Consider the following 23,559-nt stretch of genomic DNA (forward strand, 5'->3'; position numbering starts at 1 on the left):
GTGGGGTGTGGGGTGTGGGGTGTGGGGTGTGGGGTGTGGGGTGTGGGGTGTGGGGAAGTGGGGAAATTTCCCCTAAAACCCCAATACCCTAAAACCCCAACCTCTAACCCCTCACTGATTACTGATTACTGATGCTTCCCCTTCCCTAGTCTGGACGGTTAGCTTAAAATAAATGTAAGGATATGTAAACTTTCGTAACTATCTCGCCAATTGGCTAACCAATGATCCCAACAACTTCTTTATTCGCACCCGTTGACGATGATCTCCGTCTTTTGACCGATAACTTAAAAAATCTCGTCGGCGCTCGTCATCCCATTTTAGCGGCGGCAGCAGAACATTTGTTCGAGGCCGGTGGTAAACGCGTTCGACCGGCGATCGTGTTGCTGGTATCTCGCGCTACCATGTTAGAGCGGGATATCACTCCCCGTCATCGTCGATTAGCGGAAATCACGGAAATGATCCACACTGCCAGTCTCGTCCATGATGATGTGGTAGATGAGGCGGAATTGCGCCGCGGTGTTCCCACCGTTAACAGTTTGTTTGACAATCGTGTGGCGGTTTTAGCGGGGGATTTTCTTTTCGCTCAATCCTCTTGGTATCTAGCTAATTTAGATAATTTAGAAGTGGTAAAATTGCTCTCGGAAGTGATTCGCGATTTTGCTGAAGGGGAAATTCAACAGGGAATTAATCGCTTTGATACCAGTATCTCCTTAGAAGCTTATCTAGAAAAAAGTTACTACAAAACTGCTTCTTTAATTGCCAACAGTGCCAAAGCAGCTGGGGTATTAAGCGAGCAATCGGCTGAAGTTAATCATCATTTATATAATTATGGTCGTGATTTAGGATTAGCTTTTCAAATCGTCGATGATATTCTCGATTTTACCTCCCCCACGGAAGTATTAGGAAAACCCTCTGGCTCCGATTTGATCAGTGGTAATATCACTGCTCCCGCTCTCTTTGCTATGGAGGAAAATCCCTATATAGAAGTGTTAATCGAACGGGAATTTAGTCAGGAAGGAGACATCGAAAAAGCTCTTGATTTTATTCACTCTAGCCAAGGTATTCCTCGCTCAAAAGAATTAGCCAATCAATACGGTCAAAGTGCCTTAAAACACCTTGACTGTTTAGCTTCTTCTCCCTCAAAAGAGGTGCTAATCGAGCTAGTGGATTACGTTTTGAGCCGAATTTATTAGGGAATAATAGTCCTCGCCGTAGCAATAGTCCACGCATCGACTAATAATAAAAATAGGGTGAGAGTAAAAAGAATTCCATACATCCAAGGCTGAGAAAGGGGGCGAATATCGGTCATATCCAAGTTAGTTTTTTCCTCGATTATTTTGACCATGCGATTAAATCCCACCACTCGCATCGGTAATAAATAGGCTTTTTCCGCGGAGCGATCAAGGAAATAATAAACTAAACCACCCTGTCCTGTACTGCGACATTTAAGTTCTTTTATATCTGTCCAATTTAACCACCAACCAGAGCGAAGAAAAGCAGGAAACCATTGGGGATAGGTAACTTGTATCCCTGTCTCTGATAAAATCACTCTTTCACTTAAAGCTCCGTATAAAGCGATTAATCCTAAGCTGATTCCTAACCAAAGAAAATTGGGATTAACAGGGGAATTAGTGACCTTTGCTAAAAAGGGTAAAGGGATGGTTAACGCCACATATAAACTTAATAAAGTTACCCGAATTATTGGTGATATCCGAAAAATTATTGTCTCGTTCATTTGATAACCTTTATCTTGTTGGTATGGGGAAGTGGGAAGTGGGGGAGTGGGAATTATGAATTATGAATTATGAATTGGGAAGCGGGAAGAACCAAATAAAAATAATCTCCTGAATACTGATTCCTGAATACTGACGACCGATAGCTAAAATAACTGCTCATTGATCACCGCGTCTCCTTGTCCCCAAAAACCATCGTATTTAGTCACTTCAATATCACCAAAAACTTTGACTTGACAAGCAAGACGACGGTTATTATTGGGGTTATGGGGAGGTAAAGAAAGACGCGCTTTTTCCTGCCAATTGATAGCAGAAACTTCGCCCACAATTGCCACCGCACAGGTTCCACAGCTGCCGATGCCGCGACAATTGATTAACTTGGAACCGCCATTATACAAAGAAATGTCATGTTTTAATAATATACGACGAAGATTTGCACCTCGATCGCAGGTGATTGTTTGACCGTAAACTGTTATTCTAGGCATTAGGGGCGTGATTTTAAGTCGCTACAGTTATTAATTAATATTAACACCTATTGACTATTTCTATGAACAATGGTAAGCGCATTTGGGTCTATGACACTACTCTCCGGGATGGGGCCCAGCGAGAAGGTATTTCCCTCTCCCTAGAAGATAAAATTAAAATCGCCAGGGAATTAGATCGGATGGGTATTCCTTTTATCGAAGGCGGTTGGCCGGGCGCAAACCCAAGAGACGGTCAATTTTTCTGGAAACTGCACGAAGAACCCCTAAAACAAGCAGAATTAGTCGCTTTTTGTTCCACTCGTCGCCCCCATATCGAGGCCCGGGAAGATCGGATGTTAACCGCCATTCTCGCCGCTAGAACCCGTTGGGTGACAATTTTCGGCAAATCTTGGGATCTGCACGTCACAGAGGGCTTAAAAACCAGTCTGGAGGAGAATTTAGCCATGATAGGAGATACGATCGAGTATCTACGCTGTCAGGGAAAACGAGTCATTTATGATGCCGAACATTGGTTTGATGGTTACAAAAATAACCCCGAATACGCCCTTTTAACCCTGAAAACCGCCAGGGATGCCGGGGCCGAATGGTTAGTTTTCTGTGATACCAACGGCGGCACTTTACCCCAAGAAATCGCCCCGATTGTGGAGAAAGTGCGGGAGCAATTGGATATCGATCCTGATAACGAAAATGGGACTAAATTAGGCATTCATGCTCATAATGACGCAGGAACCGCCGTAGCTAACTCTTTAGCGGCAGTTAACGAGGGCGCACGCATGATTCAAGGCACAATTAACGGTTATGGGGAACGCTGCGGCAATGCCAATTTATGTACTTTAATTCCCAATCTTCAGTTAAAAATGGGCTTTTCTTGCCTAGAAGAAAATCAATTAAGCCGATTGGCGGGAACTAGCCGAAAAATCAGCGAAATGGTCAATTTAGCCCCAGATGATCATGCTCCCTTCGTCGGACGTTCCGCTTTTGCCCATAAAGGCGGTATTCACGTTTCTGCGGTGGCGAAAAATCCCCTCACCTACGAACATATTAACCCGGAAGCGATCGGGAATCAGCGCCGCATCGTCATTTCTGACCAATCGGGGTTAAGTAATGTGTTAGCGAAAGCGCGTAGTTTTGGCATCGATTTAAATAAAGATGATCCCACCTGTCGGCAAATTTTGGAACGTTTAAAAATCTTGGAAAGTCAGGGTTATCAATTTGAGGCAGCCGAAGCTAGTTTTGAGTTATTAATGCGGGAAGCTTTGGGACAGAGAAGTCACCTTTTTGAATTAAAAGGATTCCAAGTTTATTGTGATATGCTCCGGGATAGTGGTAATGCGATTGCGACAATTAAAGTACAGGTAAAAGAGGAAGATTTATTAGAAGTGGCCGAAGGTAACGGTCCCGTGGCTGCTTTAGATCGGGCTTTAAGAAAGGCTTTAGTCAAATTCTATCCCGAAATTGCTAACTTTCACCTGACCGATTATAAAGTGAGAATCCTCGATAGTGGTTCGGGGACGGCAGCGAAAACTAGGGTTTTAATCGAGTCCAGTAACGGTCAACAAAGATGGACTACTGTGGGAGTGTCTAGTAATATTTTAGAAGCTTCCTATCAAGCAGTAGTAGAAGGAATTGAATACGGTTTATATCTGCTGCAAAACAATAAACTAGAATTATTGGGTCAATTTTGTCCTTTGGGGATAATTTAGAGAACAGTTATCAGTTATCAGTTATCAGTTATCAGATTTTTTATCCTCACTCCCCTAATTCATAATTGATAATTCATAATTCATAATTCCCATCTCCCCTTTCTGGGATTGAATGTTTCCTAGGATAATAATCTAGTAACAAAAGAATTTTGCCAACGACGGGCCAAAGCCCGTAGATACATATTAACGGGAAACTGATAATATTCGATAATTAACCAGAGTAAACAAATAGCATGGCAAATAAAGGTTAAAATCGACCAAAATAGAGGCACCCATGACAAAGGACTCCCCTCGACCGGAGGAAAAAGATAGGCTCCCGTAGCCACAATTGCTGTGGGAAAAATCACAAATCCTAAACCGATAATTAAGTAAAAACCTGCCATCTCCATTCCTTCTCTCGGTAAACCCTGCCAATACTTACCATTCCAATACCAAGTTAAGGGTAATTGACTATCGGCCATTTTTAAAAGCTGTCTTTCTAAATTAGCAGTAAAAATGTGTTGACAAAAGTTACAAGCATAGGCTTCCATTAGTGGTAAAGCGGCAATTTTACCATGGCGACAGACGGGACAAGAATAGGTATCGTGATAGTTTAATCGGGTTGGCTCAGTCATGGTTAATGTGAGTAAGAGTAAAAAAGGCCATTGCAGATAATTAACTTTTCCCTATTGATAACTAATTAAGCAAGATTGGCAGCAATTGTCCCCAGTTTTTGTAGTTGTTTTTCAATATTAGCCTTTAATTGGATCCGGGAGATTTCTTTTCCTGTTTGAGCGGTGTGTGCATTTTCCAGAAAAATAATACTATCTACTTTTTCTACGGCAAATAATTGGAATAAAAGATGGGTTACGGGAATCAGGAGCGTTGATAGGGGGGAATTAGCAGTATTTTGGGCAGATAGGGCCATTTTTTCCGTAGCAAAGGCATAGATCACCCTTTTTTCCTGTTGCGGCTGCTGCCGATGAGCTAAGGTGGTTAGTAACCAATCACCCTGGCTATTCTGCACCACATAGTATTGTAAATGTTTTAACTGTCTAGCAAAAGCTGCAAGGACGGGATTAACCGCTTCGTCCATGACCACGGTTGCCAGTCCGTAATTGACCGCTTCTCGACTTAAAATATGCAGTTGTGCCTTTAATTTCATGGCTAATCATGTCTATAAACTAATCGATGGCGATGACATTCGGCAAGGTCATTTAAAATTGTCGTCGTGAAAAGATGAGGATGGAGATACCCAATAATAGACCAGTATAAACGAGACTGTAGAGGGCATTACCGATTAACACATCAGCACTAGGCAGCAAACCATAAACGGCCTCATTTCTAAAATTCAATCTCTCCAAATCTGGGAGAATTAGATAAATATTTTTGGTGATAGCGAGAATATTGGGATTTTTGCTGATTATACCCAATTGGATCAGATCTTTGCTGATGTGACCCATTAGATAGACCCCAAAAGTCATTAACGTGGCTATAATCGAACTGGTGAATACCCCAAAAGCGATCGCCACGGCCGCAATGAGAATTAATTCCAAACCGAGATAGAAAACCGAGACAATCAGGGGTAAAGCTTGAAAAGATACTTTCATCCCCAGCAACATCAGCAGGTAAATCACCAACATTACCCCCAACATCACCGCTAAAACCCCGGACAAACCCAAGTGTTTACCGAGGATAAATTCGGCCCGACTCAGGGGTTTGGGAATCAAAACTAAAATAGTTCTCTTGTCAATTTCCTTATTAATTAGCCCTGTACCCACAAAAACTGCGACAATTATCCCTAATAGTCCAATAGCCGCTAATCCCAAGTCAAGAAAGATTTTCTCATGGGTTCCCACCGCAATTTCTGGTAATAAACGCCAAGCGAAGGCCATCAACAAGGCAAAAAACCCGATAAAGTAAAGAATGCGATCGCGAATAACCTCGCGAAAACTATTAGCTGCGATCGCCCAGATTCTCAGGATGCTGATACCCATAGCCTTTCATCAAAATAATATCTGTCTTTCCTTTTGAGATTACCCATTTCCGTGACAAAAGTGGACCTCCTCTAAAAATCAAAAATTGTCACGGTTGGTTAGCAGTCCCTAGGGATAACTAGGTATTGTTAAGTTAGCTAAAAAAGCAGCTAATCCTTACTGTTCCAGTGTTACCTTATCTTTGCAGGCAGCTGACTCCTTGGTTTTGTTGTAGTTGTCCTGAAACTTCCTCACCGTCCCAATCCGCCATCAAGAATAAGCCTAGGATAAATTGATCTCTAATAACCCCGGTGGTGGCGTAATCTCGATGCGTGCCGCTTTCAGATCCACCAGTGGCACAATTTCTTTGACGAAGGGGACCAGGGCCCGGGCCCCTGAGTCGGAGGATGAACTTTTTTTCTTGAGGGGGGCGAGATTTGCTTCTAGTTGCACTGCTAAAATGTCATTACCCGCCCACAAAATATCCACCACAACCCCGATTTTTTCTCCTGTCAGGTGATGATAAACCTCTAAGTTTACTAGCTCGCTAACATGATATTCATCCGCTTTTAGGCGAGGTTTTTCTAGTTTATTCGCCCATAATTTATATCCGCGCAAAGCTTCAGCTTGTTCCCGATTTTCAACCCCCTCTAACTTGATAACATAAACATTTTTGCCCGGTAGCTCACGTCCCCTGAGCAGAGTAATTTCTCGGATTTCTCCCCCTTGGATCCCTTGTATTCCCCTAATACCTCGCTTCTGAAAACGTTCGGGAAAATCTGATACCGATAAAACTCGCAATTCTCCCTCCAGTCCCTGGGGTGCTACTATTGTCCCAATTTCTAGCCAATTTTCTTCCATTGTCTTGACATTTTTTGCTATAGCTTTCCCTAGTATATAGCCTTTTTTGTCTCGCTCCTAGATTAGACCTCTTGTAAAAATCAAAAATTGTTGTTAGGGTTAGGAGTCAGTAGCCGGTCTTCAGTAGCCGGTCGTCAGTAGTCAGGAGAATTAAGAATAATACTAAATCTGGTTATTAAAGACTGATTATTTATTCCCCTTTTTGCATGAGTGCATGAGCAGAAAACGGGTTTCTCCGAGAAACCCGTTTTCTGTGCGTTACTCAACGGATTTAGTATAAATAATAATCAATTAAATGGTTTATTTACAAATTTTAGGCAATTTAATCCTTATTTTTGCCGTTTTTGAACCTTCAAAAATTAATTATGCAAGAGGTTTATTTTAAAAGTCTTGGTAAGGTAAAATCTTTAGTTGACCTCTACTCCTGACCATTTTTTGACTTTTTACTGGTGGCTTTTTACTGAATTATGACTATTTGGCAAGCGGATTTTTATAAATCTTCATCTTCTCCTCCTCCTGAGACAGTCTGGCAATTGTTAATTTTCGATTCTCTTGGTCATCTTATCTATGAAAATTCCTGTCCCCAATCCCAAGCTAATAGCGACTGGTTAACCCAACAGTTACAGCAAGCTTGTCAAGTCTCCTCCCCAGAAATTATCCAAGTTTTTCGCCCCCAATGCGCCAATTTATTTCTCCTCGCTGGTCAAAATTTACAGATCAAAATTGAGTTAACCCGTCACGTTAAGGCTCTGAAAAAACAGCTAGAATTACGGCAAATCCCCATAAATATCGACTCTCCTCCACCACAACCCCTACCAGACCAATTTTTAGGTCAAGAGTGGCGTTTTGCTCGTTTTCCCGCCGTTGATTTAGTTAACTTTTTTGGTGATCGCAGAATACCGATTCTTTCCCTGCCAGAGGCCTTTTCTCCCTTAAAATTGGGTTTAGCCTCCACTCTCATGATCCCCGGTGTGGTTATTACCGGTGGTAAAAAATCTCTTGCCATCGCTCGTTGGTTAGAGGAAATTAACCCAGTATTTATCGATCATATTCCCACAGAAAGGGGGCGATCGGGCGGTTTAGTCTTGGAATCGGGACTAAATGAACGTTGGATTTTTCTGACCTACGAAGATGAAGAAGTGGCCCGGGCAGCCAATATTTATCAGGCAACCAAACAGGAAAGCCAAGGTTTGCACTTTCTCCTGATACAACCGGATGATTCTGGCCGCACTTTTACCGGCTTTTGGCTACTGAAACAAGTTTAACCCCCAAGCTGTCCCCAAGAGGCAAAGAATACCCGCTAAACCCGCTAAAGGTTGGTTATAGATACCTTTAATCCAAACTAACCCAGAATCGCTGTAAGACATCAATTCGGCACTGTCTAGCAAGGCCAATCCCCATACCCAACCGCTATGAAGTCCCCAAGCTAATCCTAAACTATCATGATCGATCGCCCGCGCCCAGACCAGAACCATCCCCATCAGAAATAAACCGGGTAGTTGCGGCAGCGTTTGCTGACGTTCCCAAAGCAAGTGCAGCAGGGCAAAAATTAGGCTAGAAATGGCTCCAGCCACCCAAAAACCGTATTCTTGGCTTAATTGGCTCAAAAAGATGCCCCGAAAGATTAATTCCTCGGTAATACCCACCCAGAAGGCCACTATCAACAGGGGTAAACTCAAGGAAAAAGCGCGAGTTAGATTTTTGGGCTGCCAATGTACCCATGTCAAAATCCCCTCTAGGAAAAAAATTATCCCTAATCCCACCACTGCTAGGATTAATCCTTTAGTTAGGGAGATAAATAGGGAAAATGACCAAATTAATCCGTAATTATCGAGGCTGCTCCCCTCTATCTTTAATAATCCCCAGATAACTAAGGGAGCCAAGGCGTAAAGAGAGGCCACCAGTGGCAATTTCTGGTCAGGTTTTGTCCCTTGCAGCGGTTGCCATCCCAAACGACTCCCTAAACCAATGGCAATCGGCAGCCAGAGAATTAACCAGGCTAACAGGAAAATAATAATTTTTGTTAAGGCGGCAATGTCCATTGTCAATTAGGTGTTATGGAAGTGGGAATTATAAATTATGAATTATGAATTATGAAGTGGGGTGTGGGGTGTGGGGAGAACAAAGCTGTCTCCTGTCTCCTGTCTCCGTTCGGCTGAGCTCACGGCCGAAGCCTGTCTCCTGACTCCTGTCTCCGTTCGGCTGAGCTCACGGCCGAAGCCTGTCTCCTGTCTCGGAGTCTCCTGACTCCTGATAGCTAAAACAACAAACCCCTAGGCATAGGATAACTGTGGAACTTTGCTCTGGTAAAGCCTAGCTCCAACACATATCTATCTCTAGGGGGTTGCGAAAAAGAAGAAAAAGTGCTTAAGGAAAACCCCTCAAGTTGATAAAAGAGGCGGTCAGGGGTTAGAATTAGGGGTAAGAATCTATATTGTCTTTTCGGTCGGTCTTGTCAAAACTAGCCCTTTTGACTGCCGATTTTTTTTCCTTATCCCTACTCCGTAACCTATTTAAGCTTCTACCGATTCTTCTGATTCCGTTTGTTTGAGGTGGATGTGCTTGTAGCCAAGTTTGATTTCAAACTCATCGCCGGGCTGCAAGTTCATTTGTTCGGTATAGGTGGAACCGATGACGATTTGACCATTTTTGTGGACACTAACCCGGAAAGTGGGTTCGCGGCCACGGCCATCTTTAGTGCCTTCGGGATCGAGAGGAACCCCTTTTGCACCCAAAACAGCATCGTAAAAGTCGGTTAAATTGACCCGAACTTGGCCATCTTTACTTTGAGAGTAGTAACCACAACGTTTTGCCGTTTCGCGACGGGGTAAGTGGGATAACTCTTTGACTTTTTGTAGTAGAGCTTTCCCGGTTAGGGGAGTAGGAGAGATGTCACTCATGGTACTTTTTAATGTTCCTTGATTTTTGACTGACTGTCAATTAAGTTTACACTGACAAATTAATCATACCAAAAATCTTGCCAAAAATGTCTAGAGGGGAATAATAAATTTTTTAAAACTGATGGTTCGGTGATGACAATCGTGCTAAGAAGACTCCGGACTAGGTAGTAAGTGTAAAGCTTGTGGGGGAGAGGAAATTTTTGGTCAAGACTCTGGCAATTTTTGGTCGGGTGCGAGGAAAACCGGGGGGAGAAAGTGAGGACGTAAAACCGTTTAAGCTATACCCAGTAAGGAATTGAGAAAATTTACTTGTGGTTGGAGTTGGCAAAAAACTAATGACCCAGAGCAGTAAATCCGGGGTGATTAAACTGTTTTCGAGCGACTTGCCCATCTATCATTAGGCCTAGATACCCACCCCTTGACTAAACCGACTAGGGAAAATCTTAAGGATTAATTACCATTACTAGCTCCCCTTTGGCCCGTTAACATCGATTATCCTGAGTATTAGGAGTCCCTCATCCCCGTGCCGAGTATGAAAGTTTCTTTTAAAATTCTGCGTCAACGACCCAACGACACCCCCTACCTAGAAAATTTTACCCTAGAGGTGGAGGCGGGAAATACAATTCTCGACTGCCTTAATCGCATCAAATGGGAACTTGATGGAACTTTGGCCTTTCGTAAAAATTGCCGCAATACAATTTGTGGCAGCTGTGCGATGAAAATTAACGGTCGTTCGGCCTTGGCTTGTCAACAAAATATCGCCAGTGAATTAAACCATTGTAGCCAAAAAGATACCGGAGAAATTCCCGAAATCACGATCGCACCCCTGGGTAATTTACCAATTATCCGGGATTTAATCGTCAATATGCAACCGTTTTGGGACGATTTAGAAAGGGTTGAACCTTATATTAGTAGTCAAGCACGCACCATTCCCGAACGAGAATTTCTGCAAACTCCAGAAGAAAGAGCCAATCTCAATCAGATGGGTAACTGCATTATGTGCGGGGCCTGTTATTCGGAATGTAACGCCAAGCAAGTCAATCCCGATTTTGTCGGGCCCCACGCTTTGGCAAAAGCGCAGCGCACCCTAGCAGATTCCCGCGATGGTAATCAAGAAGGTCGTCTAGAACTTTATAACCAAGGCACCGCAGGGGTTTGGGGGTGTACCCGTTGCTATTTCTGTAATGCGGTTTGTCCCATGGAAGTGGACCCCATGGATCAGATCGGTAAAATTAAACAGGAGATACTCGCTCGCAAGTCGGCCGATAGTAGTCGTCCCATTCGTCACCGGAAAGTTTTAGTGGAATTAGTCAAAGCAGGGGGATGGGTGGATGAACGCCAATTCGGCCTCTATGTGCTGGGCAATTATTGGCGCGATTTACAGGGTTTATTAAGTATTGCCCCCTTGGGATTGCGGATGATTGCTAAGGGTAAATTTCCCACTTCCTTTGAAGCTTCCGAGGGAACCGAGGAGGTGAGAGGTTTAATTACTGCCATTCAAAATTCTCGCTCTTGATCACTGTCGATAGTTAGAGCAATTTTCAGATGTATTATGAGCTATATTCTATATGACTGGAGAACTCCTGATCATGTTCGCTCGAGATAGCATCCGTGGTTTTTCTGCCCTAATCACCCTTGTGGGAGTCGCTTCTAGTTTTGGGTTTTAGCTTCAACCCACCGGCTTTTTCCCAAGCTATCTCTAACGATTTACCTTTACTATTAGCCCAAAAAAGCGAAAAGGTGCGAGTAGCGGTTTTAGACTTCGATTATAGCGGTCTCAGTAATCCCCAGTGGTTAACATTTCTCAATGGTGGAGCCAGTGGTGTCAGTGATATTCTCGTCAACAAATTAGTGGAAAGTGGTCGCTATACAGTCATTGAGCGCAGTCGCATTGATGCCGTCCTCAGAGAACAGAATTTGGGTGCTTCGGGACGTGTAGATGCCGCTACCGCCGCTCAAATCGGGCAAATTTTGGGGGTGGACGTGGTCATTATCGGTTCGATTACCCAATTCGATTTACAAAAAAAACAATCCGGTGGCTCGTTTATTATTTTTAGCACCGCCAAGACAGAAACCGATGCTTTTGTCAAGTTAAATGTCCGGGCAATTAATACCACCACGGCCGAAATTATTACCACCGCTCAGGGAGATGGTACTGCCAATCAATCCGATGGTTCAACCGTGGTTTTAGGAGTTGGGGGTGGTTCCCAAACCTCCAACGAAGGGAAATTACTCAGTATTGCCACCGATAAGGCAGTGGCGCAGGTGGTGGATAATCTCAATAATAAAGCCGACCAAATCGCCGCTACACCTCGCTCGCTCCCGACTGTCACCGCTTTAGTGGCTGCCGTGGCGGGAAATCAGGTAATTCTCAATAAAGGTACGGGAGAAGGCTATCGTGTCGGTTTACGCATTTCCATCGAACGGACGACTCAAACGGTCAAGGATCCGCAAACGGGTAAGGTTATTCGTCAGATTACTCAACCGATTGGCACTCTCGAAATTGTCGAAGCTGATGGTCAATCTAGCGTCGGCCGCATCATTACCGGTAATGGGTTTAAAATCGGTGATTTAGCTAAACCGATTCGTTAACCTGGAATTATGAATTATGAATTATGAATTATAGCGTTTCCCAATCTCATGAGGTACACCAAAATCTTAACTCCTGAATCCCGAATCCTGAATCCCGAATCCTGACTCCTGACTCCTGACTCCTCAAAACCTAAGACTCTGTACCTCACAACTATGGGAATTGCTATATGAAGTGGGGAGGTGGGGAAGTGGGAAGATCGGTAAACTTAAAACTCAAGTCTGATCACTGATCACTGATAACTGATAAGTGAACACTCACGAAAATTTGAAGTTATGTAAAGCGAACCTGGGGGTCAGGTAAGACAACCGATAGAATTTATAATCGGAATCCCTTGCATATTCCCTAGACCAGAGCGATTAACAAAAACTATCAAAAAATGGTACAAGATCAAAAACCCACGGTGATCATTACTGGGACAACTTCTGGAGTCGGTCTCTACGCCGCTAAATCCCTTGCTCAAAGAGGTTGGTTTGTGGTTATGGCCTGTCGGGATATCCCGAAAATGGAACAGTCGGCCAAGGAATTAAACATTCCCCGGGATAACTACTGTATTGAATTTATCGACCTCGGTTCCCTCGATAGCGTCCGGCGCTTCGTTAAAAATTTCCGGGCCTTGGGCAGATCTCTAACCGCTTTAGTCTGTAATGCCGCTATCTATCTGCCTTTGCTCAAAGAACCCTTAAGAAGTCCCGACGGTTATGAATTGAGCATGGCCACCAATCATTTAGGTCATTTCCTGCTCTCGAATTTGCTCTTGGAAGATCTAAAAAATTCCCCTTCTCCCGACCGCCGTTTAGTCATTCTCGGCACTGTCACCCATAATCCCGATGAATTAGGCGGTAAAATTCCTCCTCGTCCCGATTTGGGCGATTTGGAAGGGTTTGCCAAGGGTTTCAAAGAACCGATTACTATGGCCGACGGCAAAAAATTTGAATCGGTCAAAGCCTACAAAGATAGTAAGGTGTGTAATGTTCTCACCATGCGGGAACTGCACAAACGTTATCACGAATCCACTGGAATCACTTTTACTTCCCTCTATCCGGGTTGTGTGGCCGACACACCGCTTTTCCGCAATCATTACCCCTTTTTCCAGCAGTTTTTCCCCTGGTTCCAGAAAAATATCACCGGTGGCTATGTTTCCCAAGAATTAGCCGGGGAAAGAGTCGCTATGGTGGTGGCTGACCCCGAATACCGTCAATCCGGTGCTTACTGGAGTTGGGGCAACCGTCAGAAAAAAGAGGGTAAATCCTTTGTTCAAAGGGTTTCTCCTCAAGCTCGCGACGATGAAAGAGGCGCAAAAATGTGGGAATACAGCGCTAAATTAGTCGGATTAGCCTAATTTCCGATTTTGAGCCTGAAAAAGGACACAAGTTACCTTGTGTCCTTGTCGAAGCTAGGAACTTAATTTTTATTTAGCGTCGGAGAATTCGGCATCGATGACATCATCGCCGCCACCAGCACCACCAGAGGGGCCATTGTCATCATTGCCACCGGGGGGATTGCTAGGGGCCCCTTGCTGATACATACTGCTACCGATCGCATAGAGGGCTTGTTGTAATTCCGGTAGGATGGTTTTGATCTTACCATCATCGTCTTGAGCGATCGCTTCTTTCAGATCTTTAATCAACCCTTGGGCTTTATTTTTCTCGGATGGGGGAACCTTATCGCCCAACTCGGCTAACTGCTTCTCAGCTTGATAAACCAGGGAATCAGCTTGATTTTTGCGTTCAATGCGTTCGCGACGTTCCTTATCGGCCGAGGCGTTCGATTCTGCCTCATTTACCATGCGTTCCACTTCATTTTGGGGCAAGGTAGAAGCGCCGGTGATGCTGATCGATTGTTCTTTTCCTGTACCTTTATCCTTAGCGGTGACATTTAAAATACCGTTAGCATCGATGTCGAAAACCACTTCGATTTGAGGCACACCACGAGGAGCGGGAGGGATGCCATCTAGTCGGAAAGTTCCCAAACTCTTGTTATCTTTGGCCATTTCCCGTTCCCCTTGCAGGACGTGGATTTCTACGTTAGTTTGTCCATCCACTGCCGTGGAGAAAACTTCCGATTTTTTGGTGGGAATAGTGGTGTTGCGGGTAATAATCCGCGTCATCACACCGCCGAGGGTTTCTACACCCAAAGACAGGGGCGAAACATCAAGCAGAAGAATATCTTTGACTTCACCGGCGAGAACACCACCTTGAATAGCAGCGCCCACGGCTACCACTTCATCGGGGTTAACGCTTTGGTTGGGATCTTTGCCCAGAACTTTTTTAACTAATTCTTGAACGGCGGGAATCCGGGTTGAACCACCGACGAGAACCACTTCATCGAGGGCAGATTTATTGATTTTGGCATCGCGGACGGCATTTTCGACGGGAATCCGACAGCGATCAATTAAATCGGCGCAAATTTCTTCAAATTTAGCTCTGGTTAAAGTGGTATCTAGGTGTTTGGGTCCTTCGGCGGTAGCGGTGATGAAGGGCAGGTTAATTTCCGCTTGGGTAACGCTAGAAAGCTCAATTTTGGCTTTTTCTGCCGCTTCTGTGAGACGTTGCAGGGCCTGTTTATCTTGACGGAGATCTATTCCCTCAACTTTTTTGAATTCTTCGGCTAGATAATCGACGATTTTTTTATCGAAGTCATCACCCCCGAGATGAGTATCTCCAGAGGTAGCGAGAACTTCAAAGACACCATCACCCACTTCTAGAACCGATACGTCAAAGGTTCCCCCACCCAAGTCAAAAACGAGAATGGTTTCGTTAGCTTTTTTGTCTAATCCGTAGGCAAGAGAGGCGGCAGTGGGTTCGTTGATAATGCGGAGAACTTCAATCCCGGCAATTTTACCGGCATCTTTGGTGGCTTGACGTTGGGAGTCATTAAAATAAGCGGGTACGGTGATGACTGCTTGGGTAACGGTTTCGCCTAGGTATTTACTGGCATCTTCCACCAGTTTCCGCAGTACCTGGGCGGAAATTTCTTCGGGGGCGAATTGTTTGCCCTGGGCGGGACTGTCTAATTTAACGTTGCCGTTGCCGTCTTGGAGAGTTTTGTAGGATACTTCTGTGGCTTCGTTGGTAACTTCGTTGAATTTCCGGCCGATAAAGCGTTTGACGGAATAAAAGGTATTTTGCGGGTTCATTACCGCTTGACGTTTGGCGATTTGTCCTACTAGGCGATCGCCATTTTTGGCGTAGGCGACGACTGAGGGCGTGGTTCTAAATCCTTCGGCGTTGGCGATAACGGTGGGTTTACCCCCTTCCATAACCGCGACGCAGGAGTTAGTCGTCCCTAAGTCAATTCCAACTACTTTTCCCATAATCTTTGTGCTGCTCCGATACAACTTATAGTGACTTCTAGAATCGGAACTGTACTCGGTTTTTAGGCGATACCCACCCCTATCAGTTCCTTTGTTATCTCTATAGTGCAAAATAACCCCGCTTTCTCGATAGTGTAGGTATCCGAACCTTTTTGGTAGTATTGTAGTAGTCGGTAAGCCTCCGGTGAAAGTGAAAAATTCTCCAGGGGTGCAGTCTGAACGGGTAATTTAGATAGGGGCTGCTGAAAAAGTTTTTCGTGGGGGCAGGGTGTGGGGTGTGGGGTGTAGGGTTTTACCGATTTTGAGGTAGTCAGTTACCTAATTTTCAGGGAAAAAGTCCAGGAATTTTACCCCCGATCCTCCAATGGTCGGCACTTTTTGAGGTAAAAAAAGTCTAAAAGCCTTATCCAACAAGGTTTTTAGATTTTTTCAGCAAGCCCTAGATAGTCAATAGCTTATCCTCTGCGCTAAAATACGATCGCCGATAACAATTTATCTAAATTTATCGCAGAATCTCCATTGCCTTATTGCCTTGGTTGTACCCGCTTTTTATCTGATTATTTCATAAAAAATATGACTTACGAAACTCTGCAACTTTCCACACCGACACCGATTTTATCTTGGGCAGGCCATGAATTGGGACCCCAAGAGACCCAAATGGCCAAAAATGTCGCTTCCCTCCCTTTTGTTTATAAACACATTTCTTTAATGCCCGATGTTCACTTGGGTAAAGGTGCTTTAGTCGGTTCGGTGATTGCCACCAAAGATGCCGTAATTCCCGCCGCCGTCGGAGTCGATATCGGTTGCGGCATGGCTGCCCTAAAAATGCCTTTTACTGGTGAACAATTGCAGGGAAAACTTAAAAAAATTCGCCTCGATGTGGAGGCGAATATTCCCGTCGGTTTTGCGGAAAATAAAGAAGTGGATCGGGAAGTAACTAAATGGCCAAAATGGGCGGAATTTAAACAGATTCATCGAGGCGTACAAAACCTAGAGAAAAAAGCCCTTAAACAAATGGGGTCCCTGGGAGGCGGCAATCACTTTATCGAAATTTGTTTAGATACAGACAATCAAGTTTGGTTAATGCTCCATTCCGGTTCTAGAGGTATTGGTAATCAACTGGCCCAATGTCATATTGATACGGCCAAAGAGTTAGCAAAACTAGCAGAAGGTAAATTACCCGACCTCGATTTGGCCTACTTTGTCGCCGGTACAGAAGAATTTGCCGCCTACTGGCATGACCTACAATGGGCCCAGGAATATGCCCGTTATAATCGGGAAATTATGATGGCTAGATTTAAACGGATTGTTGAAAAACATCTAGCGGGAGGCAAACCAACTAAACCCCTCTTAGTGGTTAATTGTCATCACAATTATGCCGAAAAAGAAATTCATTTTGGGGAGGAGGTTTATGTCACCCGCAAAGGAGCCGTCCGCGCCAGAGAAACCGATTATGGCATTATCCCCGGTTCCATGGGAGCGCAATCTTATATTGTTAAGGGCAAAGGGGAACATAATAGCTTCTGTTCCTGTTCCCACGGGGCCGGGCGCTTGATGTCGAGAAATCTGGCTAAAAAAACCTTTACTCTTGATGATTTAATCGCCCAAACCCAAGGGGTTGAATGCCGCAAGGATGAGGGCGTTATTGATGAGATTCCGGGAGCTTATAAACCGATCCAACAGGTGATGAATCAACAGGCTGATCTAGTGGAAATTGTCGCCACTCTCAAGCAGGTTATGTGTGTCAAAGGTTAAAAATCATGGCAAGAGCGATCGATTTTTGTCGTTTTTTCCCTAGCATGAAAAAGATAGGAATCGATCGAGGATTGTAAGCGATGAGTCTGACTATTGCTGCCGAATTAGCGCCAATTCCCGCCCATCATCTCAATATCATGGGCTATGTGGATGAATCCGCCGTTAACGGTCCCGGTTGTCGGGCCGTGGTCTGGGTACAGGGTTGTTCTCGCGAGTGTCGGGGTTGTTTTAATCCAGCTTCCTGGTCCTTTAAGATCAATCAATTAATTACTGTTGAGTCTCTAGCTGCCAAAATTTTGGCTAATCCCCGCAATAGCGGCCTAACTTTCTCCGGAGGTGAACCTTTTTGGCAAGCAAAAGCCTTGACAGAATTGGCTAAATATGTTAAGGAAAAAGGCTTAAATGTGATGTCCTTCACGGGATTTACGATCGAACAATTGCGCTCAACCGAAGCACCGCCCCACTCTCAAGAATTATTGGCCCAGTTAGATATTTTGGTGGATGGGGCCTATGTGGAATCCCTGGCTATTCATTCCCCCGATTCTCCCGTTTCTTCTAGCAATCAACGGATTCACGTCCTCAATCCCGCTCTGGAAGATCAGATTAATTGGGCATCGGATCAAGTGGAAATTCATATTCTCAAAGACGGAACCCGAATTTTTACGGGATTTTGGGGACAGATTATTTCTTGATTGGGCCCAGAATCAGTAATCAGTGATCAGTAATCAAGATTGTCCAACTACTTACTCTCACTTCATACCGCTCACTGAAAACTCAAATCTGATCAGTGATCACTGCCTAGTAATTTAGGATCACAGATCCCCTAACATCAATTCCTCGACTAAATCAAAATTAGCCGTCACCGATTGCACATCATCGAGGGATTCTAGGGTGTCGATTAACTTGAATAAAAAACGGGCCTGGTCTCGATCGCTCACTTCTAGGGTATTAGTGGGAATCCAGCGTAATTCTGCTTCTTTGACCTTAAATCCCGCTTCTTGCAGAACCTTATTCAATCTCTCCAGGTTAGACACCTCAGTAAAAACTTCTGCTCCTTGACCTTCCTCCTTACTGTCAAAAAACTCGTAGGATTGGGCCTGGCCCTCTAGGGAAGCTTCTAAAAGCTTATCCTCATCAATAGTTCCCTCAAGGCGAATTACCCCCTTATGGTCAAACATCCAGCCCACACAGCCCGTTTCACCTAAATTACCGCCATTTTTGCTAAAAGCCACCCGCAGATCCGCAGCCGTGCGATTGCGATTATCGGTCAGTGCTTCGATCAGGATCGCCACACCCCCGGGACCATAACCCTCGTAGCGAATTTCCTCAAAAGCTGAGTCATTTTCCCAAGTTCCCGCCCCTTTAGCGATCGCTCTTTCGATATTGTCATTAGGAATACCGGCCGCCTTGGCTTTTTCGATCGCCGTGCGTAGCTGAAAATTGCCCGCCGGATCGGGAACACCGTTACGCGTAGCCACGATAATGGCCCGGGATAACTGGGTGAAAGTTTGCCCTTTTTTGGCGTCAACCCGGGCTTTTTGTCGTTTAATATTTGCCCATTTACTATGACCAGCCATATCTATCTAAGATATCCAACATCAAAAATCTAGCAGATCGATCGTCCTTGGTAAATCCGGGGATAATTGTCAACGAGTGCGGGGTAATAGACCTCTTGTGAAAACTAAAAATTGTTGTTAGGGTTAGGAGTCAGTAGCCAGTAGCCAGGAGCCGGTCGTCAGGAGAATTAAGAATGAATAATAATTAAATAAATGGTCTATTTACAGATTTTAGGCAGTTTAATTCTTATTTTTGCCGTTTTTGAACCATCAAAAATTAATTATGCAAGAGGTCTAATGATAATAAATCGTGTTGAGAAACTATAGGGGAGCGGGTAGTGCGAGCATTTGTCCTAAAATTCCCGATATGCGGTTTAAATCCAGTACAGCTTATTATAGAAAAGGTTGATTGATCAGGTGGCAATATGGCGCAATTTTCTCGCAAAACTCTACTAACCTTGTTTGCTAGTATATTAGTATTAATATTTTCCTTGGCTCCGGCCCAAGCCCTAAGTTATAATAACCGCAATTTGACCAATAACGACTTTGCGGGGCAGGATTTGCGCGATTCCACCTTCGATCACTCTAATCTGCGCGGTAGCAACTTCAGTCATGCCAATCTAGAAGGAGTGCGCTTTTTTTCTGCCAACTTGGAGGGTGCCGACTTTAGCGATGCCAATATGAGAAATGTGGATCTAGAATCGGCCCGTTTAACCAAAGCCAACTTTACCAATGCCGTTCTCGAAGGAGCTTTTGCCACTAACATTTTAATCAAAGGTGCAATTATCGACGGTGCCGATTTTACCGATGCAATTATTCGCTCCGATGTGGAAAAATATCTTTGTGAGATAGCCACAGGAACTAACCCCATAACTGGCAGAAATACCCGCGATACCCTGTTTTGTCCCTGATATGTAACTATGCTGCTCCTAATCCCCCTGCCATGACCGATCGAATTAGAGCCAGATCGGCCATAATTGCTGTAAGCTAGTATTCGATTTTTTAACAAAACCTTTAGAATAGACTTTCAAGTAAGTCAGTTCGATCGATCAGTCCCCTCTTGGAAAAAGGAAATTGTAACCATCGTGTCCACCAGTACCCTCGGCAATCAAGACAAAGAGCAGAAACCTAGTAGTGACTCGGATAGCTTTTTCCAAGGAGTCTCTAGAGTCGCAGGGGGAACTGTTCTCGGCCTGTTGATGGTATCCACGGCCGTGGTGACGGGGGCTGTGGTAGGATTAGCGATTAGTTACCGCAATCTACCCGATGTGAGGATTTTACGCGGTTACGTTCCCACAGAAACCAGTTATATCTACGATGTTAAAGGCAGACCCCTGACCAGCTTACACGGGGAAGCGAATCGGGAAGTGGTGGAACTCGATCAAATTTCTCCCAATCTAAAACGCGCAGTGATGGCGATCGAAGATAGCCATTTTTATCACCATCGTGGTATTAATCCTAATAGTATCGGTCGGGCAGTAGTGGCTAACTGGAAAAGTGGCGGTGTGGTAGAAGGTGCATCTACCATCACTATGCAGTTAGTCAAAAATATCTTTCTTTCCCATGCTCGCACCGTTAGCCGTAAATTAGCTGAAGCAGTCCTAGCAGTACGAGTAGAACAGGTTTTTAGCAAAAATGACATTCTGGAAATGTACCTCAATAATATCTATTGGGGTCATAATAATTATGGAGTCCAAACCGCCGCTAAAAGTTATTTTAATAAACCCGCCTCCGAGTTAAATTTAGCAGAATCGGCGATGATGGCCGGATTAATCCAAGCGCCGGAAGTTTATAGTCCTTTTAATAATTATAAAACCGCCAAGGAAAGACAGGCACTGGTTCTCAGTCGGATGCGTAGCTTAGGTTGGATTACCCCCGCACAGGAAGAGACCGCTTTAAAGGAACCGCTGAAACTGGGTAAACCCACCGCTTGGCAAGAAAGTAAATTACCCTACGTTACCGATGCAGTGGTGGCAGAATTGCGGCAAAAATTTGGCAAAGAAACCCTAACTAAAGGGGGAATGCGGATTCAAACCACGATAGATCTCGACTTTCAAAACATGGCCGAGTCCACCATTCAACGGGCCTATAATAGCTTGCGTGGTCGCGGTATTCGCACCAAAGACCTACAAATTTCTCTAGTTGCGGTGGATCCCCGCACCCATTTTGTTAAGGCGCTCGTCGGTGGCGTTGATTACAATAAAAGTCAATTAAACCGAGCTATTCAATCCCGTCGTCAACCGGGGTCAGCTTTTAAACCTTTTGTCTATTATACTGCCTTCGCTAGTGGTCGTTTTACCCCCGAAACGGTGGTTAATGATGCTCCCATTCGTTTTCGCGAGGCCGGCGGCTTCTATAGCCCAAAAAACTACGGTGGCGGCTTTTCTGGTCCGGTTTCCCTGCGTAGCGCTCTGGTGCAGTCTCTGAATATTCCCGCAGTTGTTCTCGGTCGTCGCGTCGGGATAAATAAAGTCATTGAAGTCTGTCGTCTGCTGGGTTTCGAGAGTCCTTTAATTGCCGTCACTTCTTTACCTTTGGGTTCCGTGGATGTGACTCCTCTGGAAATGGCGGGAGCTTACGCTACTTTTGCCAGTAATGGCTGGCATTCCGAGCCTACCTTTATCATGCGTGTTACTGATAGTCGGGGTAACGTCATGCTCGATAATACACCCAAACCGAAGCTAGTTTTAGACCCCTGGGCCACCGCTTCCCTCAATTCTGTCCTACAGGGAGTTATTCGAGGGGGAACCGCCACTTCGGCCCAAATAGGTCGTCCGGCAGCGGGAAAAACCGGTACTACCGATAACGAGAAAAATGTTTGGTTTGTCGGTTATGTTCCCCAATTAGCCACGGCAGTATGGATTGGAGATGACCAAAATCGCACTTTAGGTAAAGGTATCACCGGTGGCGGTTTTGCCGCTCCCATTTGGCGCGATTTCATGGCACAAGCTCTGAAAAATGAACGGGTAGAATATTTTCCTTCTCCTTCCAAATTCCGCAAACCAACGGTTAAGTAGATGGTTAATCTAATTGGTTATGCCTGCGAACATTTTCGTTAAATAGTATGAATAGTTAAGAAATCGACCCATTTGATTGAGAGGTCAAATTCTCCTTAAATATACCTGAATCGTCGGTAAGAAACCCAGATAAAGTTCATTTATAATGAAGTCACAAAAAAATCTTTGCTTGAACCGATGACGACTTCCTTGACTGAGAGTCTCACCCTTGAAGATTTCCTCAAATTGCCATATTTGGAGGATTCTCCAGCATGGGAATACTTGCATGGAGTCGCAATTCAGAAACCCATACCTAAGACTCGACACTCTATCCTGCAAAAACGTCTTTTAGCTGAGGTTGACAGCCACACTGTTGATTATACAGCTTTACCTGAGTTGCGATGTACCTTCGGCGGGCGTTCGATCGTTCCTGATGTTGCCGTAATTGCATGGAATCGAATTAACCTCAATCAAGCAGGTGAACCAGAGGACGACTTTAGGGAAGCACCTGATTGGACTATCGAAATTCTTTCACCGGATCAAAAGGTAAACCGTGTAATTGACAACATTTTACATTGTTTAAAACACGGCAGTAAATTAGGATGGATGCTTGATCCAGATGATTATTCTGTTTTAATGTTTACTCCCCAACAAGAGCCGGAAGTTTGCAGAGGAGATCACCAACTTAAGGTAATTGCAGGGGTTGAGTTGACACTGACTCCACAACAAATCTTTGCCTGGCTAAAAGTTGGTCAAGCTAGACAAAGTAAGTAGAAGTCTGGGGAGAATCACGAGGACTAACTTGGTCGTTAGACGAAATTCAATAATAAACGGATTTAGTATAAAATGTCAAAAATCAAAAGTCCCTTGCGTTATCCGGGGGGGAAATCCCGGGCAATTAAGCAAATTCTGCCGCAAATTCCTGTGAATATTAGGGAATATCGAGAACCTTTTTTTGGTGGGGGTTCTGTATTTTTTGCTGTTAAGCAACTCTTTGGACAACAAATAAAAACCTATTGGATTAATGACTTAAATTATGATTTATATTGTTTCTGGCAATGCGCTCAAGAAAATATTGAGTTTTTAGTAGCAAAGATAACAGAAATTAAACAGAAATATGATAGCGGACGAGAATTATTTCAAGATTTGACAAGGGAAGATTTAAAGTTAACCGACTTTGAGAAAGCGGTGCGTTTTTTTATCTTAAATCGGATTACTTTTTCGGGAACAGTGGATTCGGGGGGGTATTCTCAAGCAGCTTTTACCAGTAGATTTACTGATTCATCAATTGCCAGATTAACTCAAATTGCGCCCCTATTAGCATCGGTAAAAATTACTAACCAAGACTACGAAGAATTATTATTTGCTGAGGGAAAAGACGTTTTTATCTTTCTCGATCCCCCCTACTATAGTGCCACAAAATCCCGTTTGTACGGCGTAAGAGGGAATTTACATACCAGCTTCGATCATCAACGTTTTGCCGATAATATGCGTCAATGTCAGGCTAAATGGTTAATTACCTACGATGATTGTCCAGAGATACGAAAACTCTTTGATTTTGCCCATATTATCGAGTGGAATCTTCAGTATGGTATGAATAATTATAAACAAGGAGCGGCGGCATCCGGTAGAGAATTAATGATCAAAAATTATTAGTGCCATGCCGATATACTCTATGCTATTGATCACAGCAAAAAAGCTGAAGGCTG

General features: G+C 44.2%; 21 protein-coding genes and 1 pseudogene. 12 read left to right on the forward strand and 10 right to left on the reverse strand.

The features are described from left to right. Nucleotides 1-221: 221 nt before the first annotated feature. A complete protein-coding gene (gene sds / locus N0824_RS08925) occupies nt 222-1,193 on the forward strand; it encodes a solanesyl diphosphate synthase (RefSeq protein WP_108936493.1) in 972 nt (323 codons plus the stop codon). Here sds and N0824_RS08930 read toward each other — a convergent pair. Both N0824_RS08930 and N0824_RS08935 read right to left on the reverse strand, forming a co-directional pair. Next, entirely contained in the window at nt 1,190-1,735 is a 546-nt protein-coding gene (locus tag N0824_RS08930) for a hypothetical protein (RefSeq protein WP_108936494.1), read from the reverse strand. The genes sds and N0824_RS08930 overlap by 4 nt on opposite strands. A gap of 144 nt (nt 1,736-1,879) precedes the next feature. After that, nucleotides 1,880-2,218: a 2Fe-2S iron-sulfur cluster-binding protein gene (locus N0824_RS08935; RefSeq protein WP_108936495.1), complete on the reverse strand. Its 339-nt coding sequence runs from the start codon at nt 2,216-2,218 to the stop codon at nt 1,880-1,882. A gap of 62 nt (nt 2,219-2,280) precedes the next feature. Here N0824_RS08935 and cimA point away from each other — a divergent pair, with 62 nt between their 5' ends. After that, nucleotides 2,281-3,921, forward strand: a complete 1,641-nt coding sequence (gene cimA, locus N0824_RS08940; protein WP_108936496.1) for a citramalate synthase — start codon at nt 2,281-2,283, stop codon at nt 3,919-3,921. A 119-nt stretch (nt 3,922-4,040) separates the two neighbouring features. On the opposite strand, the gene N0824_RS08945 is transcribed toward cimA, so the two are convergent. From N0824_RS08945 to rimM, 4 genes are all read right to left on the reverse strand, one after another. After that, nucleotides 4,041-4,535 (reverse strand): hypothetical protein, encoded by a 495-nt coding sequence (locus N0824_RS08945; RefSeq protein WP_108936497.1) that lies wholly within the window; start codon nt 4,533-4,535, stop codon nt 4,041-4,043. Between the two features lie 65 nt (nt 4,536-4,600). Continuing rightward, entirely contained in the window at nt 4,601-5,065 is a 465-nt protein-coding gene (locus tag N0824_RS08950) for a hypothetical protein (protein WP_108936498.1), read from the reverse strand. A gap of 52 nt (nt 5,066-5,117) precedes the next feature. Beyond that, nucleotides 5,118-5,897 (reverse strand): ABC transporter permease, encoded by a 780-nt coding sequence (locus tag N0824_RS08955; RefSeq protein WP_108936499.1) that lies wholly within the window; start codon nt 5,895-5,897, stop codon nt 5,118-5,120. A 261-nt stretch (nt 5,898-6,158) separates the two neighbouring features. Beyond that, nucleotides 6,159-6,737: a ribosome maturation factor RimM gene (gene rimM / locus N0824_RS08960; RefSeq protein ID WP_108936500.1), complete on the reverse strand. Its 579-nt coding sequence runs from the start codon at nt 6,735-6,737 to the stop codon at nt 6,159-6,161. 467 nt (nt 6,738-7,204) lie between these two features. Between rimM and N0824_RS08965 the strand changes: the two genes are divergently transcribed. Continuing rightward, entirely contained in the window at nt 7,205-8,002 is a 798-nt protein-coding gene (locus N0824_RS08965; RefSeq protein WP_108936501.1) for a Tab2/Atab2 family RNA-binding protein, read from the forward strand. On the opposite strand, the gene N0824_RS08970 is transcribed toward N0824_RS08965, so the two are convergent. Both N0824_RS08970 and N0824_RS08975 read right to left on the reverse strand, forming a co-directional pair. After that, nucleotides 7,985-8,779 (reverse strand): CPBP family intramembrane glutamic endopeptidase, encoded by a 795-nt coding sequence (locus tag N0824_RS08970; protein WP_108936502.1) that lies wholly within the window; start codon nt 8,777-8,779, stop codon nt 7,985-7,987. The genes N0824_RS08965 and N0824_RS08970 overlap by 18 nt on opposite strands. 471 nt (nt 8,780-9,250) lie before the next feature. Continuing rightward, nucleotides 9,251-9,637, reverse strand: coding sequence for an AbrB family transcriptional regulator (locus tag N0824_RS08975; protein WP_002765913.1), 387 nt, complete (start codon nt 9,635-9,637; stop codon nt 9,251-9,253). 532 nt (nt 9,638-10,169) lie between these two features. Between N0824_RS08975 and N0824_RS08980 the strand changes: the two genes are divergently transcribed. From N0824_RS08980 to N0824_RS08990, 3 genes and pseudogenes are all read left to right on the forward strand, one after another. Beyond that, on the forward strand, nt 10,170-11,153 hold the full coding sequence (locus N0824_RS08980) for a succinate dehydrogenase/fumarate reductase iron-sulfur subunit (protein WP_108936503.1): 984 nt from the start codon (nt 10,170-10,172) through the stop codon (nt 11,151-11,153). Between the two features lie 73 nt (nt 11,154-11,226). Then, nucleotides 11,227-12,229 (forward strand): annotated as a pseudogene (locus N0824_RS08985) (CsgG/HfaB family protein). A 377-nt stretch (nt 12,230-12,606) separates the two neighbouring features. Next, the gene (locus tag N0824_RS08990) at nt 12,607-13,569 is read left to right on the forward strand and encodes a protochlorophyllide reductase (protein ID WP_108936504.1); all 963 of its coding nucleotides are present in this window, start codon (nt 12,607-12,609) and stop codon (nt 13,567-13,569) included. A 69-nt stretch (nt 13,570-13,638) separates the two neighbouring features. Here the strand turns inward: N0824_RS08990 and dnaK are convergent, their stop codons facing one another. Beyond that, nucleotides 13,639-15,543 carry a molecular chaperone DnaK gene (dnaK, locus tag N0824_RS08995; protein ID WP_108936505.1) on the reverse strand — a complete coding sequence of 635 codons (1,905 nt, stop codon included), beginning with the start codon at nt 15,541-15,543 and terminating at the stop codon, nt 13,639-13,641. A 573-nt stretch (nt 15,544-16,116) separates the two neighbouring features. On the opposite strand from dnaK, the gene N0824_RS09000 reads away from it, so the two are divergent. Both N0824_RS09000 and N0824_RS09005 read left to right on the forward strand, forming a co-directional pair. After that, a complete protein-coding gene (locus N0824_RS09000) occupies nt 16,117-17,298 on the forward strand; it encodes an RtcB family protein (protein ID WP_108936506.1) in 1,182 nt (393 codons plus the stop codon). A gap of 80 nt (nt 17,299-17,378) precedes the next feature. Continuing rightward, nucleotides 17,379-17,990, forward strand: coding sequence for a 4Fe-4S single cluster domain-containing protein (locus N0824_RS09005; RefSeq protein WP_108936507.1), 612 nt, complete (start codon nt 17,379-17,381; stop codon nt 17,988-17,990). Nucleotides 17,991-18,110: 120 nt separating this feature from the next. On the opposite strand, the gene N0824_RS09010 is transcribed toward N0824_RS09005, so the two are convergent. After that, complete coding sequence (locus N0824_RS09010) at nt 18,111-18,875, reverse strand: YebC/PmpR family DNA-binding transcriptional regulator (RefSeq protein ID WP_108936508.1); 765 nt, start codon at nt 18,873-18,875, stop codon at nt 18,111-18,113. A 404-nt stretch (nt 18,876-19,279) separates the two neighbouring features. On the opposite strand from N0824_RS09010, the gene N0824_RS09015 reads away from it, so the two are divergent. The 4 genes from N0824_RS09015 to N0824_RS09030 all read left to right on the forward strand — a co-directional run bounded on the left by N0824_RS09015 (nt 19,280) and on the right by N0824_RS09030 (nt 23,506). Further along, nucleotides 19,280-19,765, forward strand: a complete 486-nt coding sequence (locus N0824_RS09015; RefSeq protein WP_108936509.1) for a pentapeptide repeat-containing protein — start codon at nt 19,280-19,282, stop codon at nt 19,763-19,765. A gap of 174 nt (nt 19,766-19,939) precedes the next feature. Continuing rightward, nucleotides 19,940-21,871: a transglycosylase domain-containing protein gene (locus N0824_RS09020; protein WP_108936510.1), complete on the forward strand. Its 1,932-nt coding sequence runs from the start codon at nt 19,940-19,942 to the stop codon at nt 21,869-21,871. A 177-nt stretch (nt 21,872-22,048) separates the two neighbouring features. Then, nucleotides 22,049-22,624, forward strand: a complete 576-nt coding sequence (locus N0824_RS09025) for a Uma2 family endonuclease (RefSeq protein WP_108936535.1) — start codon at nt 22,049-22,051, stop codon at nt 22,622-22,624. Between the two features lie 72 nt (nt 22,625-22,696). After that, nucleotides 22,697-23,506, forward strand: coding sequence for a DNA adenine methylase (locus N0824_RS09030; RefSeq protein ID WP_108936511.1), 810 nt, complete (start codon nt 22,697-22,699; stop codon nt 23,504-23,506). The last annotated feature ends 53 nt before the right edge of the window (nt 23,507-23,559 follow it).

The organism is Microcystis sp. 0824 (genome assembly GCF_003112475.1).
In the GTDB taxonomy this organism is placed as follows: domain Bacteria; phylum Cyanobacteriota; class Cyanobacteriia; order Cyanobacteriales; family Microcystaceae; genus Microcystis; species Microcystis aeruginosa_C.